Source organism: Rhodanobacter terrae (assembly GCF_042657005.1).
In the GTDB taxonomy this organism is placed as follows: Bacteria; Pseudomonadota; Gammaproteobacteria; order Xanthomonadales; family Rhodanobacteraceae; genus Rhodanobacter; species Rhodanobacter terrae.
The window spans coordinates 163553-180383 of sequence record NZ_JBHSNG010000004.1 but is presented as its reverse complement, the minus strand read 5'-3'; the positions used below and the strand labels follow the sequence as shown (position 1 = coordinate 180383).

Genomic DNA, 16831 nt, shown 5'->3' with positions numbered 1-16831 from the left:
CAGGCGTGAAGTACGAGGACGCGCGGATACGCTCCCCTGCATGCAGGGGAGCCCAGGGTGAGACTCTTCGCGAAACTCACACCGACAGCGTGCGGCCGCCGTCGATGTGGATGATCTGGCCGGTGACGAACGTGGCATCGCGCAGCAGCCACAGCACCGCCCCGGCCACGTCGTCCGGCGCGCCCGCACGTTGCAGCGGCGTGCGCGCCAGCATCGCCTGCTGGTCGGCATACGGCTTGCCGTCGCTGGGCCACATCACGGCGCCGGGGGCGATGCCGTTGACGCGGATGTGCGGACCCAGATCCAGTGCCAGCGAACGGGTCATCGCGGCGAGCGCCGCCTTGGCCATGCAGTACAGCGGGTGTTCCGCCAGCGGCCGTTCGGCGTAGATGTCGACCAAGTTGACGATGCCGCCGTGCGCTTCCCGCAAGGCGGGGATGGCCGCCTGGCTGAGGAAGAACGGCGCCTGCGCATTGGAGGCGAACAGCTCGTTCCATTGCTGCGGCGTCGCGGTGCCCAGCGGCGTGGGATAGAACGCCGAGGCATTGTTGACCAGCGCGTCGAGCCGTCCGTAGTGCGCCAGCAACTGCTCGATCAATGCGGGCAGTGCGGGGATGTCGGCCAGTTCGGCCCGCAGCAGCAGCGTGCTGCCGCTGCGCTGCTGTTCCAGTTCGTCGGCCAGAGTGCGCGCATCGTCGACGGAGCGGCGATAGTGCAATGCAAGGTCGTAGCCGGCCGCATGCAGCGTGCGCGCGATCACCGCACCCACGCGGCGCCCGGCACCGGTGATCAGCACGACGGGCCGGTCATGGCGTGGCTTCATGCATCGACTCCTGTGGCGATCCAGCGGACAGCTTGCCGCAAAGCACGCGATGCGTCATCCGCCGACGAGTGATCACTCCGGCTTCGGCTTGCGCGGTTTCTTGCTGGCGGCCTTGCGCGCGGCGCTGGCGATCTTGCGTGCGGCGCCGGTGGTCGCCTTGTCGGCCAGTTTGTCCATCGCGCGACGCACCGGCGAGGCCTTCTTGCGCGGTGCAGCTTCGACCGGTTCCGCCGCGGCCTCGTTCTCGTCAGCCATCACGGCGTCGCTGCTGAACAAGGCGATCGCCGTGCCGGCGACCTGCCCGGTGTCGTAATACGCGTAGGCGCCGACGCCGAGCGCGCCGATCACCGGCAGCCAGCGCGAAATGCCTTCGCTCACCGTGCGCCGGGTCAGTTTCACGCCGACCTGCTTGGCCACTCTTTGCGCGACGGTATAGGACATCCGGCGGAACACAAGCCGGTCGCCCGTCTGCACGACCAGGTCGCGGAACGCCTGCGCTGCAGTGTGGCGGAACAGGCACCACAGCATCTGTTCGCGGCCCAGCGTGTGATTGCGGCCATACGCGGCGGCGATGTCGCTGACCATCTGGCCCTGGATCTTCCAGATCGCGATCAGCTCCGGCAGCAGGGTCAGCCAGCCCAGCGGCCCCGGCGGCAGTGCCAGCGAGCCGGCGGTGAGTGCGGCGCGCTGGGCGGCGCGCCGGGCCAGCCGGCGTGCCTCGCTGGCGGGATCCCTGCTGCTGCCGATCTTGCTGTCGGGAACCTCGCTGACGAAATCGAGGATCGCCTGGGTGACCCGGCCGTGTTCGACCGGGGCGATGACGGCCGGAACGTGCTCGCTGTGTTTGGCCATGCGCTGCTCCGAGGGATCGCCGCCGTGAACCGGCGGGCGTCCCGGCAGTCTAGAGGAGCCGTGTGAAGCCGGCCTCAATGGCTGGCGTGGGCCGGTCGGCAGCAAGTTTCATCTCGGGCATGACTTTTGGCGCAGGTGCGACAGACAGGCGATATGAGATGTTATAACATTACATTCATTACCCAATCGTCCCCTGCTGGAGCCCCTGATGAAGCCATCCCTGCTCGCCCTGAGTCTTGCCGCCGCGCTGGCCGCGACCGCCGCTCGTGCTGCCGATACGCCGCTGGCGGCGGCCGCTGCCCCGGCGGACAGCGGCATCGGCAACGATCAACCCGCGACCAAGAATCTGAGCACGATCGACGTGTCCGCCAAGCTGGACCAGGCGCGCAACGCGCTGTCGCCGGACACGGGCAGCAGCCAGTACGTGATCGACCAGAAGGCGATCGCGCAGCTGCCGCTGGGCGCCGCCACGCCGGTCAATCAGGTGGTGTTGCAGGCGCCGGGCGTGGTGCAGGATTCCTACGGCGGCCTGCACGTGCGCGGCGACCACGCGAACCTGCAATACCGCATCAACGGCGTCATCGTGCCCGAGTCGATCTCGGGCTTCGGTCAGACCCTGGACGCACGCACGATCAAGAGCGTGAAACTGCTCGACGGCGCGCTGCCGGCGCAGTATGGCTTGCGCACCGCCGCGGTGGTTGACATCACCACCAAGAGCGGCCACGACCTCGGTAACGGCGGCAGCGTGGGCATCACCAGCGGCTCGTTCGGCACGCTCAATCCCAACGCGTCGATCTGGGGCAGCAGCGATCGCTGGAGCTGGTTCCTCACTGGCAATTACCTCGAAAGCGATGTTGGCATAGAGAACCCCACGGCCAGCCGCAAGCCGATCCACGATCACACCGACCAAGCGAAGGGCTTCGGCGACCTGTCCTATCTGATCAACAACGAAACGCGCCTCAGCTTCATGTTCGGTGTGGCCAACAACCGATTCCAGGTTCCGAACAACCCGGGCCAGACGCCGCAGTTCGGCTATCTGGGCCAGACCGATTTCGATTCCACACTCCTCAACGAGCAGCAGCACGAGACCACCCGTTTCGGTGTGCTGTCGCTACAGGGCAAGCTGGGCAGCACGGACTATCAAGTGTCGCTTGGCCAGCGCTATACCGAGGTGGCGTTCAACCCCGATCAGGTCGGCGACCTGATGTTCAACGGCATCGCCGCGAAGGTCGGCCGCAGCAATCGCGCCAGCACGCTGCAGGTGGATTTCGCCACGCCGCTGGGCAACAGCAACACCTTGCGCTACGGCATCTACGGCAGCTTCGAACAAGCCGCCAGCGGCAACAACGCCTGGGTGTTCCCGGCCGACGCGAACGGCGGCCAGGCCAGTACCACGCCGATCAACATCATCGACAACAACCGGCTCATCGCGAAGACCTGGTCTGGCTACATCCAGGACGAATGGAGCATCGGCCAGAACTGGACCGTGAACTACGGCCTGCGTGGCGACAAGTACACGCTGGCCGGGCGCATCGAAAGCCAGCTCAGCCCGCGTCTGGGCGTGGTGTGGCAGGCCACCGACAGCACCACCGTGCATGCCGGCTACTCGCGCTACTTCACGCCGCCGGCGACCGAGATGATCACCACCTCCAACATCGCCAAGTTCGACGGCACCACCAACGCGGTGTCCAATCCCGGCAACGCGACGCCGCTGGCCGAACGTGCGGATTATTTCGATGCCGGCGTCTCGCAGAATATCGGCAGCGCCTTGACGCTTGGCCTGGACACTTACTACCGCAAGGTGCAGCGCCTGCAGGACGAGGGTCAGTTCGGCGCCGCGCTGGTGTATTCCACCTTCAACTACGACCTCGGTCATATCGGCGGTGCGGAATTCACGGCGAACTACAACCAGGGCCCGCTGTCGGCCTACTTCAACCTCGCCTACAGCCGCGCGATGGGAAAGAGGGTGATCACCAGCCAGTACAATTTCGGTGTGGACGAGTTGGCCTATATCGCCGACAACTACATTCACCTCGATCACGACCAGACCTATACCTCCTCGGGAGGCATCAGCTATGCGCTGGACGACAGCACTCGGGTCGGCGCCGACTACTTGTTCGGCAGCGGCCTGCGCAGGAATGGCGCGGTGCCGAACGGTGACCATGTTCCGGCGTACTTCCAGCTCAACCTCAGCGTGTCGCACGACTTCGCGTTCGACCATTTCGGCAAACTGCACACCCAGCTGGCGGTGATCAACGCGCTGGATCGCACCTATGAGCTGCGCGACGGCACCGGTGTCGGCGTCGGTGCGCCGCAGTTCGGCCCCCGCCGCGGCCTGTATCTGAGTCTGCAGAAAGACTTCTGACGCTCCCGTAGGTAGGAGCCCGCTGGCGGGCGATGCCTTTATTTTGGTGCTAGGTAGGAAAAATCAAAACAACAGCATCGCCCGCCAGCGGGCTCCTACGGAGGGTGCGAGGCCTCATCCATTATGCTTGCCGCGGTATTCCTCACCGGCAACGCACATGCCTTCCCGCCTCCCCGAGCCCGGCGCCGACGAACGTGCGCATTCCGATCGCCTGCTGCAGCTGCTGCGCGAGCAGATCGTCTCGCACGGACCGCTGCCGTTTTCGCAGTACATGGAGCGGTGCCTGTATGCACCGGGGCTGGGTTACTACAGCGCGGGCAAGACCAAGTTCGGCGCGGCCGGCGATTTCGTCACCGCGCCCGAACTGGGCGAGCTGTTCGCGCGCTGCGTGATCAACGCGGTGCAGCCGGTGCTGGCCATGCTCGGCAACGACGCGGATTTTCTGGAACTGGGCGGTGGCAGCGGCGCCTTCGCCGAGGCGGCGCTCAAGGCGCTGGCCGCGGGCGGTACGCTGCCGCGGCAGTATCTGATTCTGGAACCCAGCGCCGACCTGCGCGAGCGTCAGCGCGAACGGCTGCGCGCGAATCTTCCGGCCGAACTCAACGCTCGCGTGCAATGGCTGGATCGACCGCCTGAACCGGACTGGCGCGGCGTGCTGTTCGCCAACGAAGTGATCGACGCGTTGCCGGCCACGCGTTTCAGCCTGCGCGACGGTGAGGTTTTCGAGGAGTACGTGGCGCTGGATGGCGAAGGTCGCCTGCTGCGCACCGATCGCCCCGCCGACGCGCTGGTCGCCGCGGCCGTGCGTCACGTCGAACGCGACCTGGGCAACGAGTTTGCCGACGGCTACCGCTCGGAGATCCTGCCGCAACTGCCGTACTGGATCCAGGCGGTCGCCGGCTCGCTGGTGGCCGGGCTGGTGCTGTTCATCGACTATGGCTACGTGCGCCGGGAGTTCTACCTGCCCGAACGCGACGACGGCACGCTGATGGCGCATTACCGCCATCACGCCCACAACGATCCGCTGTATCTGCCCGGTCTGAACGACCTGACCGCGTCGGTCGATTTCACCGCGCTGGCCGAGGCCGGCAACAGCGCCGGCTTCGGTGTGGCTGCCTATCTGCCGCAGGCCCAGTTCCTGATCGGTGCCGGCCTGCAGGACATTTTCGTGAGCGAGCAGGCGAAGATCGCCGACGAACACGGCCGTTACCGACTGGCCCGGGAAGTGAAGAAGCTGATGCTGCCCGATCAGATGGGCGAGCGCTTCCAGGCAATGCTGCTGGCCCGCGGTCTCGACGTGCTGCCGCTGCCCGCCGAACTGCTGGCCGCCGACCAGGGCGCCAGACTATAAAAACGTAGGAGCCCGCTAGCGGGCGATGCCTTTGCCCTGATAGTCGGTCAGGAAAGATGAAAACAACAGCATCGCCCGCCAGCGGGCTCCTACCCGGTGCGGTTGCGCGGGTTACAACTCGGCGCTGCTGGCGGGCGCCGGGGTCGAGCTGGCGGGTGCCGGCAGCGGCAACGGCTCCACCGCCGTCGAGTCGGCCGGTCGACGCGCCAGTCCACCATGCCGGAACAGCTCGCTGGCCACCTGGTAATACGCAATCGCCTGTTCGATCTGGTTTTCGTTCTGCGGGGTGATCGGGCTGGCGTCGCCGGTGGCGTAGTCGGGCTTCAGCTGCTCCAGCTTGCGCTGCGGCTCCAGCACGGTGAGCACATCCTGGTGCAGGTAGCCGAGTTTCTCGTAGGTGGCCGGGAACGCGCGCTCGCGGCCGGGCTCCAGCTGGAACAGGTCGTAGCCGAAGAAGCGCGAGCGGTAGCTGAAGTTGAGCAGGCCGAGCAGGGTTGGCGCGATGTCGACCTGGCCCATCAGCCGCTCCACGCGTTGCGGCTTGATCTGCGCGGGCGCATAGATCCACAGCGGGATGTGGTAGCGGTTGACCGGTACGCTGGTCTTGCCGGCGCTGGAAGCGCAATGGTCGGCGGTGATCACGAACACGGTATCGTCGAAGTACGGTTTCGCGCGTGCGCGCCTGATGAAATCGCCGATCGACCAGTCGGTGTAAGCCACCGCGCCCGCACGGGTCTGGTTGGCCTGGCTGACCCGTCCGGCCGGGAAGGTGTACGGCCGGTGGTTGGAGGTGGTCATGATGTGCAGGAAGAATGGCTTGCCCGCGGCATGCGCGTCGTCCATCTGCTTCAATGCCAGCGTGTACAAGTCCTCGTCGGCCACGCCCCACACGTTCTCGCTGTGGATCGTGGCGCCCTTCGGGATGTCGCGGCGGTCCACCGTGCGATAGCCGTTGTGGCTGAAGAAATAATTCATGTTGTCGAATTCGCCGTAGCCGCCGTAGACGAAATCCGACTGGTAGCCGCGGTCGTTGAAGATGTCCGCCAGCGAGAACAGGTTCTCGTTGTTGTGCTCCTTCAGCAGCGAGTCGCCCGGCGTCGGCGGCACCGACAGCGACAGCGCTTCCAACCCGCGCACGGTGCGCGTGCCGTTCGCGTAGAGGTTGTCGAAGAACAGGCTCTGGCTGACCAGCGAATCGAGGTACGGCGTGATGTTTTCCTTGTTGCCGAAGGTACCCAGATAGTCGCCGGACAGGCTCTCGACGCTGATCAGCACCACGTTGAGATGCCGCTCCGGGCCTACGCGACGGATCGCGCGGGTGAGATCGTGCGGGTCGTCGCCGATGTAGGTGGCGTCCGGTGTCTTGAGGCCTTCGCGCACCAGCCGGAACGCCTGATCGTCCGGCAAGGTACGGTAGAACTTCGCGTAATCGAGATGGCTGCTGCGGAACGCGCTGAAGAACTGGTAGATGCCGTTGCCGGCCAGTTCGTTGACGTAGTTGTTGTCGGTGCGATCCTTCATGCTCCCATTGACCGCGGCCAGCGAGACCACGGTCAGCACCAGCCACAACAGCACGATCCTGCCGCGCTGCCAGAAGCGGCTGCCGCCGTCGCGGACGCGCAGGCCGCGACGGCCGATCGCGAACACCACCAGAGTGCCCGCCACCAGCAGCGCGAGCCAGCGGCCGACCGGATAGGACTCGCGAATGTTGCCGATCACCTCGGTGGTGTAGACCAGATAGTCCACCGCGATGAAATTGAAGCGCACGCTGAACTCGTTCCAGAACACCAGCTCGGATGCCGCCACGAACAGCAACCCGTACAGCAGCACCAGCGCCAGCCCGTACAGCGCCCACTGACCGCCGCGCGAGACGTAGGCGAAACCCGGGATCGGCAATACCAGCAGGAACAGCACCACCAGCGGCCAGGTCATGCCCAGGTGTGCGCGATACAACGCGTACAGCACGCCCAGGCACAGCGCATACACCAGCGCCAGCGCCAGCACCCACAGCAGCCATTGACCCAGGCCGGAGACGGTGGCGCGCCGTGTCGGCACCAGCCACAGGAACAGCACCAGCGGCCACGCCACGTAGATATACGTGATCAAGTCATAGCCGAAACCCACGCCGAACGCGTACAGCAGGGTCAGCGGCGTATGCGGCACTTCGTGGCCGGACATGATCAGCAAGACCACACGGGTGACGAACGAGATCGCCACGAAGGTGATGGCCAGCCACAGCAGCGGACGGAAACGCTGACGCAACGGGGAAGTGGGGGTGAACGCACGCGACACAGGCAACTCCAGCAAAAGACATGAAATAAGCGGGCGCCGATGCGGGCGCCACACAATCCGGGCTTTATACCGCGGATCAGCTTGGCGAGTGGTTAGTTTTCAAGGTGGCGATGGCATGGATGCGGGCCGCTTCCATCGCCGCGCCGATCGCCGTCCCGGTCAGGCCCTGGGCGACAAAGGCTGCCGCATCGACCGCCGCTGCGGCAGCACGGGCTTCGCGCAGATAGGCCGCCTGCGGGTAGTTGTCGTGCTCGTGGCCCAGCCGGCCGAGCTTGTCCGCTTCGCAGGCGGCCAGAAAAGAGTCCAGCCGCGCGGGACGGCGCAATGCGTCGAGCGCACCCAGCAGCTTTAGCACCGTGGCCGGCTTCAGCTCGAACGCGCGATGCGCGTTCAGATGCTCGCGGCATGCCAGTTCGGCCAGCGCCGCGTGTTCGGTCGGCACCTTCAGGCGCGCGGCCAATACGCGCAGTGGCGCCACGCCGCGATGTTCGTGGCCGACATGGCGAGGCAGTTCGCCGGCCGGTGTCAGCGCCTTGCCCAAGTCGTGCGTGAGCGCGCAGAAGCCGACCAGGTCGTCGCCCGGCGCGATTCGCGCCGCCGCATCCAGCACCATTTCCAGATGCACGCCGGTATCGATCTCCGGATGAAACTCGGCGCGTTGCGGCACGCCGTACAACGCGTCGATCTCGGGAAACAGCACGGCCAGCGCGCCGCATTCGCGCAGCACGCGCAGGAACGCCGACGGCTGCGGTTCGCCCAGGGCCTTGCGGGTTTCCGCCCACACGCGCTCGGGCACCAGATGATCGACCTCGCCATCGCGCACCATCTGCTGCATCAGCGCCATGGTCTCCGCGGCCACCGTGAAGCCGAGCGGCGCGAAACGCGCAGCGAACCGCGCCACCCGCAGCACGCGCACCGGATCCTCGACAAACGCCGGCGACACATGCCGCAGCACGCGAGCCTCGATATCGCGCACACCGTGGCACGGATCGGTCAGCGCGCCGTGCTCGTCCTGCGCGATCGCATTGATGGTGAGGTCGCGCCGCGCCAGATCCTGCTCCAGCGTCACCGTCGCATCGGCCTGGAACACGAAGCCGTGATAACCGCGCCCAGTCTTGCGCTCGGTGCGCGCCAGCGCGTATTCCTCGCCGGTCTTGGGATGCAGGAACACCGGGAAATCCTTGCCCACCGGCTTGTAGCCCAGCGCCAGCAGTTCCTCGGGCATCGCGCCGACCACCACATGGTCATGGTCGACCACGGGGCGGTTCAGCAGTTTGTCGCGGACCGCGCCGCCGACCAGATAGGTTTGCATGGGGGGATTCTGCCATGCGCAAGGGGAGTCACCCGAAAGATGGCGTACCCCGCCCGAACGGCGAGCGACGCGCGAAACCATCCTGGCTTGGACCTTGAAACCGCCCCTTTGATGTCTACCTCAACCGATTGCATAAGTGCTGGAATGATTTTTACCCGGACGCGGCCGTCAGAAATCGAACGATCGGCGCTCAGCACCCCTGTCATGCCGCCAGGGCCAGGTCTTGTTCTGCAACATCGCCCTCCGCTCTGGACGATACCGCAACGCGCCAGCCAAACGTGATCTGCTCGCTTTATGCCGAAGCCCCGCTCACGTAAGCTGGCGGGCGAAAACCGACGGCGGACAGGGGGCCTTCGATCATGGTGGCAAAGCAGGGGCATCCGCTGCTGCGGGATCGTGCGGCGGGTTTGTCGCCGGCGGCGGTGCAGTGGCTGGACGAAGCGGGTGCCGCGTTGAACCGCGGCGAGCCGAATGCCGCCGAGGCGAGCCTGCTGAGTGTGCTGGCCCAGGCGCCGGATTGCGTGGAAGCGCGGCGTCTGCAGGCCCTGGCGCGACAGTTGCGTGGCGATCACGCACACGCGGTGACGATTCTGCAGCAGGCGCTGGCGTTGAGTCCGGACCATGCACTGATCCACATGAACCTGGGTATTTCGCTGCACGCCTGCGGTGAGCCTGCTGCGGCGCTGGCGTCACTGCAGCGGGCCTGCAAGCTGGCTGCCGATTTCGCGCCGGCCTGGTTCAACCTGGGGCGGGTGTTGAGCATGCAAGGTCGTCCCGCCGGCGCGGTAACCGCCTTGCATCGGGCGCTGGATATCGATCCCGACCATGTCGAGGCGCGGATCATGCTGGCCGAGGCGCAGGCCCGACTCGGTGCGCTGGAGCCGGCGGGCGCGAATTACCGCGAGGCGTTGCGCCGGCAACCCGGTCACCCGGACGCGTGGACCGGCCTGGCGAATCTGCCGACTGTGCGTTTCGACAAGGACGATGTCGCCTGGCTGCAGCAGGCCTTGCAGTTGTCGCCGACGCCGCAGGCGCGTGTCTCGCTGGGCTTTGCGCTGAGCCGGGCGCTGGAGGCCCAGGCCGACTACCGCGGGGCTTTCCGCGCGCTGTACAAGGCCAACGTACAGAAGCGCCGCCTGGTGGGCTGGAATGCATTGGCCGCACAGGCCAAGGTCAGCACGTTGCTCGAGGTGTTCGCCGCGCCGTTGCCGGAAGCGCCGGATGCAGCGGCGGGTCAGCAGGTGATCTTCCTCGTCTCGCTGCCCGAGTCCGGCGCCGATGCGACCGCGCGGACTCTTGCCGCGCATCCGCAGATCGGCACGGTCGACCCGTTGCCCGACCTGCAGCAAGTCATCGGCGCCGAGTCGACGCGCCGCAGGCAACCGTTCGCGCAATGGGCGCGTGCAGCCACTGCCATGGACTGGGCGCGGCTGGGACAGGATTATCTCGAGCGCACGGCGCAGGCACGCGGCGGCAGGCCGCGCTTCGTCGATGCCAATCCGATCAACTGGCGGCTGGCGGGTGCGGCGCTGGCGATGCTGCCCGGCGCGCGCGTGGTGAACAGCCGCGGGGACGCGCTGGAAACCTGCTTCGCCTGCTACCGCCAGCTGTTCGCCAGCGGCGGCGAGTTCAGTTACGACCTCGACCACATCGCCTGTTACTGGCGCGACTACGAGCGGCTCTGCCGGCACTGGCAACGCCTGTTCCCGCAGCGCTTCCTCGATCATGTGCACGGGCCGCTGCAGGCCGATCCCGAGGCCTCGGTCCGGCGCCTGCTGTCGTTCTGCGGTCTGGAATACGAGCCGGCCTGTCTCGCGGTTCAGGCAGCTCGACCCGTCGCACACAGTGCGCGATACGGCTTCGAGCTGGATCGATTGCGGGTGCTGCTGGGCGCCGCCTGAGCGGGGGCCGCTGCCGGTCAGCGCCGCAGTGAACGCGCCGCGGCCAGCCGCCGCTGTCGCGCGGATTCGTTGAGCAGTATCGGCAGCCAGGGAGAGAACGCTTGCGGCACGATGCCGAGCGCGGCGTAGCCGTCGGCGTTGCCCACCGAATCGGTGCGCAGCGAGCGGAAATTGTCGAGCGAGAAGGGTTTGCCGGGCAGCAGTTCGGCGAGCTGCGCCTGCAGCCGGCCGAGGCTGTCGGGCAGTGCGACGATGGGCGTGCGCAAGCCGGCAGCCGCGCGGATTTTCCGCACGATCTCGCCCAGCGTGAGCACCTCGGGGCCGTACAGTTCGAAGCTGCGCCGCCGTCCGAGCTTGTCGCTGCCGACGCAACGCGCGATCGCCTCGGCGACGTCGCCGACGAAGGTGGGCGCCATCCGCGCCTTCGCCCGCGCCAGCGGCAACAGCGGCATGCGTCGCAGCAGCGCGGCAAAACGGCTGACCAGGCCGTCGCCGACGCCGAATATCACGCTGGGCTGGTAGATCGTCCATTCGAGTCCGGAGGCCTTGACCAATGCTTCGGCCTCGCCGCGGGTCTTCAGGTATTGCGACAGGCCCTGGCCGGCTTTCAGCGAGCTCATCTGGTGCAGGCGCCGGACGCCGCTGGCGCGGCAGGCGGCGATCAGCCGACGGGTCAGTTCCACGTGGGTGCGCTGGAAGGTGTGTGGGCCGCGCGGGTTGAGGATGCCGACCAGGTTGATCACCGCATCGGCGCCGGCGAGGCGCCGGCGCAATGTGTCGTCGTCGTAGACGTCGGCGCTGCGGATGGTCACGCCGGGCAGCACGCTCAGTTCGCGATGCTGCTCGCGGTTGCGCGAGAGCAGCACGATGCGGTGGCCGTCGGCGGCCAGCCGCGGCAGCAGATGGCTGCCGACAAATCCGCTGCCGCCGAGGATGACGAGTTGCTGTGCGGCCATGCGGATCGATCCTGGATGAGGCGGCGTCAGGGCGACGCGTTGGATATGCTGGATGCCGCCGCCGGAACACTGGCCGGCTCCACCGCCGGACAGCTGACCGCGCGGCGCACCGTCGATGCGTTTGGCAGTCCATACGGCTGGCCGATCGCGTTCATGCGCGTGGTCAGCGGCACGGCGCTGCCATGCAGGCGCCAGTCGTAGATCACGCTGAACGCCATCACTCGCGCCACATACTCGCGGGTTTCCTTGAACGGGATGGTCGCCACGAACAGATCGGGCGTCAACGTGCCGCGGGCGGCCAGCCACTGGTCGACCCGGTTCGGGCCGGCGTTATAGGCGGCGCTGGCCAGCCACGGCGATCCGTTGAAGCGCTCGGCCATCTGCGCCAGATAGCGTGTACCCAGCGCGATATTGGTGGCCGGGTCGTACAGCGTGTCGCCGCCGCCCCAGTCGAGGCCGTTGCGTTTGGCGACCAGCGCGGCGGTGGCGGGCACCAGCTGCATCAGGCCGCGGGCGTCGGCGCCGGAGCGTGCATCGTCCATCCACGCGCTTTCGGCGCGTACGATGCCATAGGCCCAGACCGGTTCGATGCCGGCCTGTCTGGCCTGCGGCACCACGCCATCCTGGTTGGCCAGCGGGAAGCGCAGGTTGTACAGCCGCAATGCGTCGCCGCTGCTGAGGGCGAACACGGCACGGTCGTACCAGCCGCGGCGGTGGGCCAGATCGGAAGCGATCTGCAAGGTGGTCTGATCGGCATCCTGCAGTGCGCGGGCCCACTCGCGCCGGGCCAGCTTGGGCAGGCCGACCGCGTACAGCTCGAAGGCGCGCAGCAGCGCGGGGTTGGCCAGCAAGGCCTGTTCGCGTTGCGGGTTGTCGGCGAGGGTCAGCGGACAGATCGCATACGGCTGGCCGAGCTTGTCGGCGGCGAGAAAACCGTAGAACGTGGACTTGCCGGCCTCCGCGATCAGCTGCCGGCGTGCCTCATCGCCGCGGCCCAGTGCAGTCAGCGCGCGGGCGTGGAAGTATTGCCACTCGCCGTCCTGCTGCTGGCTGGCCGGCATCGCCTCGATCGCCTGCAGCACCTCGGTCCAGTTCTGCCGGGCCAGCGCGACGCGCACGCGCCATTCGCGGCTGACGTCGGTCTGCATGGCGGCGGGCAGCGCGATCAGGCGGGCCAGCGCGCCGTCGTCGAAATCGGTGGCATGGAACAGCGCCAGCGCGTACAGGATCTGGCCGCGCTGCCGCTCGCTGAAACTGAAGTGGCTCTGCAGTTGCTGCCATGCCGTGTCGGCGCTGGCGGACTGGCGGCGAGCCAGCCGGGTCAGCGCCAGCGTGGCGGCCTGCCGGTTGCGCGAGGTGTCGGGCCAGTCGGCCGCGGTGGCCAGCGCGCCGGCCGGATCGCGCAGCGCCAGCACCAGTCGTTGCGCGGTGGCGCGGTCGTCCTCCGGCAGCCAGCCGACCAGCTTGGCGATGGTGTCGGGCCGGCCGGCGTCGGCGGCGCGGTCGATGCGCGTCCACAGTCGTGCGTTGGTCAGCAAGCCCTGGTCGTGTGCGGCATCGAGCACCGCATCGCAGGCATCGGGCAGATTCGGCTTGGCCCACAGCGAGGCCAGGTCCTTGTCGAAATCCAGCGTACCGCCGCCGGCCAGTCGGGCCTGCAATGCATCGCAGCCGAGCGCGTCGCCGAGGCCGGGCTGGTACATCGCGAGGAAATTGTTCCAGTCCTGGCGGCGCGCCAGTTCGAGCAGAAACGCATGGCGCAGGTCGTCGGCGGGAATCCAGCCGGGATACTGCTTGAGATACGACTCCACGGCGGCGCGGTCGATCTGCCGGATATCGTGCTCCAGCGCCGCTGCCTGCAGATACGGATACAGCGGATAGTCGTGCAGGCCGTCGGCCAGGCTCCGCCAGCCGTCGCCACCTTGCTGGGCGGCGGCGTACGCCTGCTTGAAAGCGGCACGCTGGCCTGCGCTGGGTTCGGCGGCATGCACGATCGTGGCGATCAACAAACAGCCGGTCACCGAAAACAATCGGGCCAGCAACAGCCGGCTAAATGAGATGCGCCGAGGTGGGGCGACAACAAACATGGGGACTCCTGCGGTCGATCTGCGTGCAGTGTAATCGATGGTCCGGATCCGCTTGTCGCGAATCGGTGAGGGCTCGCCTGCTAAGCTGGCGCGCTTCATCTTCAGCATTTCCGGGATCGGCATGTCGTCAACGCCTTCGCCAGTTTTTCATCGAGCCGGGTTGGCGTGGCTGGTGCTGGTGTCGGCGGCGCTGGCCGGTGCGTACTGGTGGTGGGCGATCGGCCGGCCGGTGGCGCTGCCGGATGCGCCGTCGGCGCGGATCGCCTGCGTATCGTATGCGCCGTTCCGCAACGCCGGCGAAACGCCGCTGGATGCGGCGGCCTTCATCAGTCCACAGCGCATCGACGAGGACCTGCGCGCGCTGTCGCAGCGCTTCGATTGCGTGCGCACCTACTCGCAGGGGCAGGGCCTGAGCGCGGTGCCGCAGATCGCCCAGCGCTACGGCATGAAGGTGCTGATGGGCATCTGGCTGGGCAGCGACAAGAAGGCGAACGCCCGGCAGATCGAGCTGGGCATAACCACCGCGCGCAAGTATCCGCAGGTGCTGCGCGGGGTGATCGTCGGCAACGAGGTGTTGTTGCGCGGCGATCTGTCGGTCCGGCAATTGGAAGGCTATCTGCACGAGGTGCGCGCCGCGGTCAGCGTGCCGGTGACCTATGCCGACGTGTGGGAGTACTGGATGCGCCATCCCGAGCTGGCCGGTTCGGTCGATTACCTCACCATCCACATCCTGCCGTACTGGGAGGACCAGCCGGTATCGCCGGAGCGCGCGGTGCAACATGTGGCGTCGGTGTACGCGAAGGTGCAGCAGGCGTTTCCAGGACGGCGCGTTATGATAGGCGAGACCGGCTGGCCCAGTGCCGGGCGCGAGCGCCAGGCGGCCAGCGCCAGCCTGGTCAACGAGGCGCGCTACCTGCGCGAGTTCCTGATCTACGCCGCGACGGTGCATATGCCGTACAACGTGATCGAGGCATTCGACCAGCCGTGGAAGCGTGTGCAGGAAGGCGCCGCCGGCGGCTACTGGGGCATCTTCGATGCGCAGGCGCGACCGAAGTTTGCGATGCAGGGCCCGGTAACCGAAGAGCCGCACTGGTGGGCCGGGTGGCTGGCCGGCGTGGCCGGCGCGGGATTGTTTGCGTTGGCGGGCGCATGGCGGCGGCGCTGGCGTGGCTGGCGCGGCTGGGCGGCGCTGGTGCTGAGCGGCGTGGCCAGCGGCTGCGCGCTGGCCTGGCAGTTCCGCCAGATGTGGTTTGCCTGCGGCGATCTGTGGGAATGGACGGAGTCGTTCGTCGCCTGCGGCCTGGCCTTGCTCACCGCGATGCTGCTGGCGCGCCGGATCGCCGCGCGACTGGCCGGCGCGAGGCCGGCTTCCATGCCCGGATGGCTGCGCCTGGGCTGGTTGTTCGTGCTGGCGTTCTACGGCTTGTTGCTGGTGTTCAACGGGCGTTACCGGGACTTTCCGCTGGGTTTGTTCATGCTGCCCTGCGTCGGCTATGCGCTGGCTACCTGGTTGTCCGATCGGCGCGACGTGGCGATGCCGCTGCTGGAAGAGCGTTTCCTCGCCGCCTGGCTGCCGCTGCTGGCCGCGGCCGTGCTGGTGCAGGAAAACGGCCTCACGCCGGTGGCGTGGTGGTGGCTGGGACTGAATCTACTGCTGGCGTTGTCGGTGTGGTTCGACTGGCGCCGCGCGCGCCTGCAGTCGCAGCAGGCGTAGGCAGCCGATCAGCAGCGCCACGGCGCCGATCTCGAAGCCGTAGAGCTCGAACGCGAACACACCCAGTGCGGCCGCCAGCCATGCCAGCCACGGGTGTTGCGACAACAGCGCCAGCACGGCGGCGAGCAGCGCCGCGACACCATAGACGTGGTACAGGAAACCCAGGATCAGCCACTGCCGTCCGCTGCACCACGACGGGGCGCGGACGGCGTCGCACTGCTGCCCGATCGCATGGGGTTCGATCAGGCCGTAGCGCAGCCATGTCGTACCCAGCGCGACCGCCAGCAGCAGCACCCACGGCCATGCCAGGCGCCACCGCGTCGACTTCACTGGCGCCGCCCCGAGGCCTTGCCGCCGACATGCGCCGGCAGGCGGATCTCCGCCGCCAGCGGCAGGTGGTCGGAGAATGCCTGCGGCAGCACCCAGGTCTTGTCCAGGTGGATTGCGGAGGTGGCCAGGATGTGGTCCAGCGCCCGCCGCGGCTTCCAGCTGGGAAAGGTCGGGGTCGGCTGCGCCGGCGGCTGCAGATTGCATTTGGCGAACAGGTGGGCCATCTCCATGCTGTGCGGCTCCGTATTCAGGTCGCCCATCAATACCGCGTGTGGAAAGTCATGCAGCAACTCCGCGATGAAGCCGAGCTGGCGCGCGCGCGCCGGTGCGCTCAATGAGAGGTGCGCGATCATCACCGCCAGCGCGTTGTCGCCTTCGCCGAACTGCGCCAGCAGCGCGCCGCGACCGGGGATCCGGCTGGGCAGCGGATAGTCCAGCACGGAGTGCGGCTCCAGCCGGCTGATCAGTCCGTTCGCCGAATGCGCCAGCCGCGCCATTGCCCGGTTCGGCTGGTGGCTCCAGAACGGCATGCGGGCGGTTTCGGCGAGGTAGCGGGTCTGGTTGAGGAAGCCCGAACGCAGGCTGCCGGCATCGGCCTCCTGCAGGCCGATCACGTCGAACTGCGGCAGTACCTCGGCGAGCCGGTCGAGGTTGTCCATCTTGTTGCGCCCGGGCAGCACCGCGTTGAGGCTGCGGGTGACGTACTCGCTGTAGCGCTGCACGCTGGCGCCGGCCAGGATGTTGCAGCTCAGCAGGCGCAGACGGCGCTCGGCAGGGGCAGCTTGGAGAATGGCGGCGCGGGTCATCGCAACACACTACAGGGAAGGAGGATGCCCGCGCGCCTGGAT

At 67.4% G+C, this 16831-nt stretch carries 12 protein-coding genes; 4 read left to right on the top strand and 8 right to left on the bottom strand.

Annotated features, from left to right (window positions below; translation table 11 throughout):
• Nucleotides 1-76 precede the first annotated feature (76 nt).
• Entirely contained in the window at nt 77-823 is a 747-nt protein-coding gene (locus ACFPPB_RS05970; protein WP_377325328.1) for a pteridine reductase, read from the bottom strand.
• A gap of 72 nt (nt 824-895) precedes the next feature.
• On the bottom strand, nt 896-1675 hold the full coding sequence (locus tag ACFPPB_RS05965) for a hypothetical protein (RefSeq protein WP_377325326.1): 780 nt from the start codon (nt 1673-1675) through the stop codon (nt 896-898).
• A gap of 208 nt (nt 1676-1883) precedes the next feature.
• On the opposite strand from ACFPPB_RS05965, the gene ACFPPB_RS05960 reads away from it, so the two are divergent.
• Together ACFPPB_RS05960 and ACFPPB_RS05955 are read left to right on the top strand one after the other, a co-directional pair.
• The gene (locus ACFPPB_RS05960; protein WP_377325324.1) at nt 1884-4040 is read left to right on the top strand and encodes a TonB-dependent receptor; all 2157 of its coding nucleotides are present in this window, start codon (nt 1884-1886) and stop codon (nt 4038-4040) included.
• A 157-nt stretch (nt 4041-4197) separates the two neighbouring features.
• A complete protein-coding gene (locus ACFPPB_RS05955) occupies nt 4198-5391 on the top strand; it encodes a class I SAM-dependent methyltransferase (protein ID WP_377325322.1) in 1194 nt (397 codons plus the stop codon).
• Between the two features lie 111 nt (nt 5392-5502).
• Here the strand turns inward: ACFPPB_RS05955 and ACFPPB_RS05950 are convergent, their stop codons facing one another.
• Together ACFPPB_RS05950 and ACFPPB_RS05945 are read right to left on the bottom strand one after the other, a co-directional pair.
• A complete protein-coding gene (locus ACFPPB_RS05950; protein ID WP_377325320.1) occupies nt 5503-7683 on the bottom strand; it encodes an LTA synthase family protein in 2181 nt (726 codons plus the stop codon).
• A gap of 76 nt (nt 7684-7759) precedes the next feature.
• The gene (locus ACFPPB_RS05945; RefSeq protein WP_377325318.1) at nt 7760-8995 is read right to left on the bottom strand and encodes a multifunctional CCA addition/repair protein; all 1236 of its coding nucleotides are present in this window, start codon (nt 8993-8995) and stop codon (nt 7760-7762) included.
• A 359-nt stretch (nt 8996-9354) separates the two neighbouring features.
• Here ACFPPB_RS05945 and ACFPPB_RS05940 point away from each other — a divergent pair, with 359 nt between their 5' ends.
• Nucleotides 9355-10896 carry a tetratricopeptide repeat-containing sulfotransferase family protein gene (locus ACFPPB_RS05940; RefSeq protein WP_377325316.1) on the top strand — a complete coding sequence of 514 codons (1542 nt, stop codon included), beginning with the start codon at nt 9355-9357 and terminating at the stop codon, nt 10894-10896.
• A gap of 17 nt (nt 10897-10913) precedes the next feature.
• Here the strand turns inward: ACFPPB_RS05940 and ACFPPB_RS05935 are convergent, their stop codons facing one another.
• Together ACFPPB_RS05935 and ACFPPB_RS05930 are read right to left on the bottom strand one after the other, a co-directional pair.
• The gene (locus tag ACFPPB_RS05935) at nt 10914-11852 is read right to left on the bottom strand and encodes a complex I NDUFA9 subunit family protein (RefSeq protein WP_377325314.1); all 939 of its coding nucleotides are present in this window, start codon (nt 11850-11852) and stop codon (nt 10914-10916) included.
• Nucleotides 11853-11878: 26 nt separating this feature from the next.
• Nucleotides 11879-13939: a transglycosylase SLT domain-containing protein gene (locus ACFPPB_RS05930; RefSeq protein WP_377325312.1), complete on the bottom strand. Its 2061-nt coding sequence runs from the start codon at nt 13937-13939 to the stop codon at nt 11879-11881.
• Between the two features lie 121 nt (nt 13940-14060).
• Between ACFPPB_RS05930 and ACFPPB_RS05925 the strand changes: the two genes are divergently transcribed.
• Nucleotides 14061-15653, top strand: a complete 1593-nt coding sequence (locus ACFPPB_RS05925; RefSeq protein ID WP_377325310.1) for a glycoside hydrolase family 17 protein — start codon at nt 14061-14063, stop codon at nt 15651-15653.
• Here the strand turns inward: ACFPPB_RS05925 and ACFPPB_RS05920 are convergent.
• A complete protein-coding gene (locus ACFPPB_RS05920) occupies nt 15588-15983 on the bottom strand; it encodes a hypothetical protein (RefSeq protein ID WP_377325308.1) in 396 nt (131 codons plus the stop codon). The two genes, ACFPPB_RS05925 and ACFPPB_RS05920, sit on opposite strands and share 66 nt — an antisense overlap.
• Entirely contained in the window at nt 15980-16789 is an 810-nt protein-coding gene (locus ACFPPB_RS05915; RefSeq protein ID WP_377325306.1) for an endonuclease/exonuclease/phosphatase family protein, read from the bottom strand. The genes ACFPPB_RS05920 and ACFPPB_RS05915 overlap by 4 nt, the downstream gene beginning before the upstream one ends.
• Between the last annotated feature and the right edge of the window lie 42 nt (nt 16790-16831).

What these genes read in the sequence shown, in the direction of transcription:
- ACFPPB_RS05970 (WP_377325328.1), bottom strand. Translation starts at nt 823, where the DNA reads ATGAAGCCACGCCATGACCGGCCCGTCGTGCTGATCACCGGTGCCGGG.
- ACFPPB_RS05965 (WP_377325326.1), bottom strand. Translation starts at nt 1,675, where the DNA reads ATGGCCAAACACAGCGAGCACGTTCCGGCCGTCATCGCCCCGGTCGAA.
- ACFPPB_RS05960 (WP_377325324.1), top strand. Translation starts at nt 1,884, where the DNA reads ATGAAGCCATCCCTGCTCGCCCTGAGTCTTGCCGCCGCGCTGGCCGCG.
- ACFPPB_RS05955 (WP_377325322.1), top strand. Translation starts at nt 4,198, where the DNA reads ATGCCTTCCCGCCTCCCCGAGCCCGGCGCCGACGAACGTGCGCATTCC.
- ACFPPB_RS05945 (WP_377325318.1), bottom strand. Translation starts at nt 8,995, where the DNA reads ATGCAAACCTATCTGGTCGGCGGCGCGGTCCGCGACAAACTGCTGAAC.
- ACFPPB_RS05940 (WP_377325316.1), top strand. Translation starts at nt 9,355, where the DNA reads ATGGTGGCAAAGCAGGGGCATCCGCTGCTGCGGGATCGTGCGGCGGGT.
- ACFPPB_RS05935 (WP_377325314.1), bottom strand. Translation starts at nt 11,852, where the DNA reads ATGGCCGCACAGCAACTCGTCATCCTCGGCGGCAGCGGATTTGTCGGC.
- ACFPPB_RS05930 (WP_377325312.1), bottom strand. Translation starts at nt 13,939, where the DNA reads ATGTTTGTTGTCGCCCCACCTCGGCGCATCTCATTTAGCCGGCTGTTG.
- ACFPPB_RS05925 (WP_377325310.1), top strand. Translation starts at nt 14,061, where the DNA reads ATGTCGTCAACGCCTTCGCCAGTTTTTCATCGAGCCGGGTTGGCGTGG.
- ACFPPB_RS05915 (WP_377325306.1), bottom strand. Translation starts at nt 16,789, where the DNA reads ATGACCCGCGCCGCCATTCTCCAAGCTGCCCCTGCCGAGCGCCGTCTG.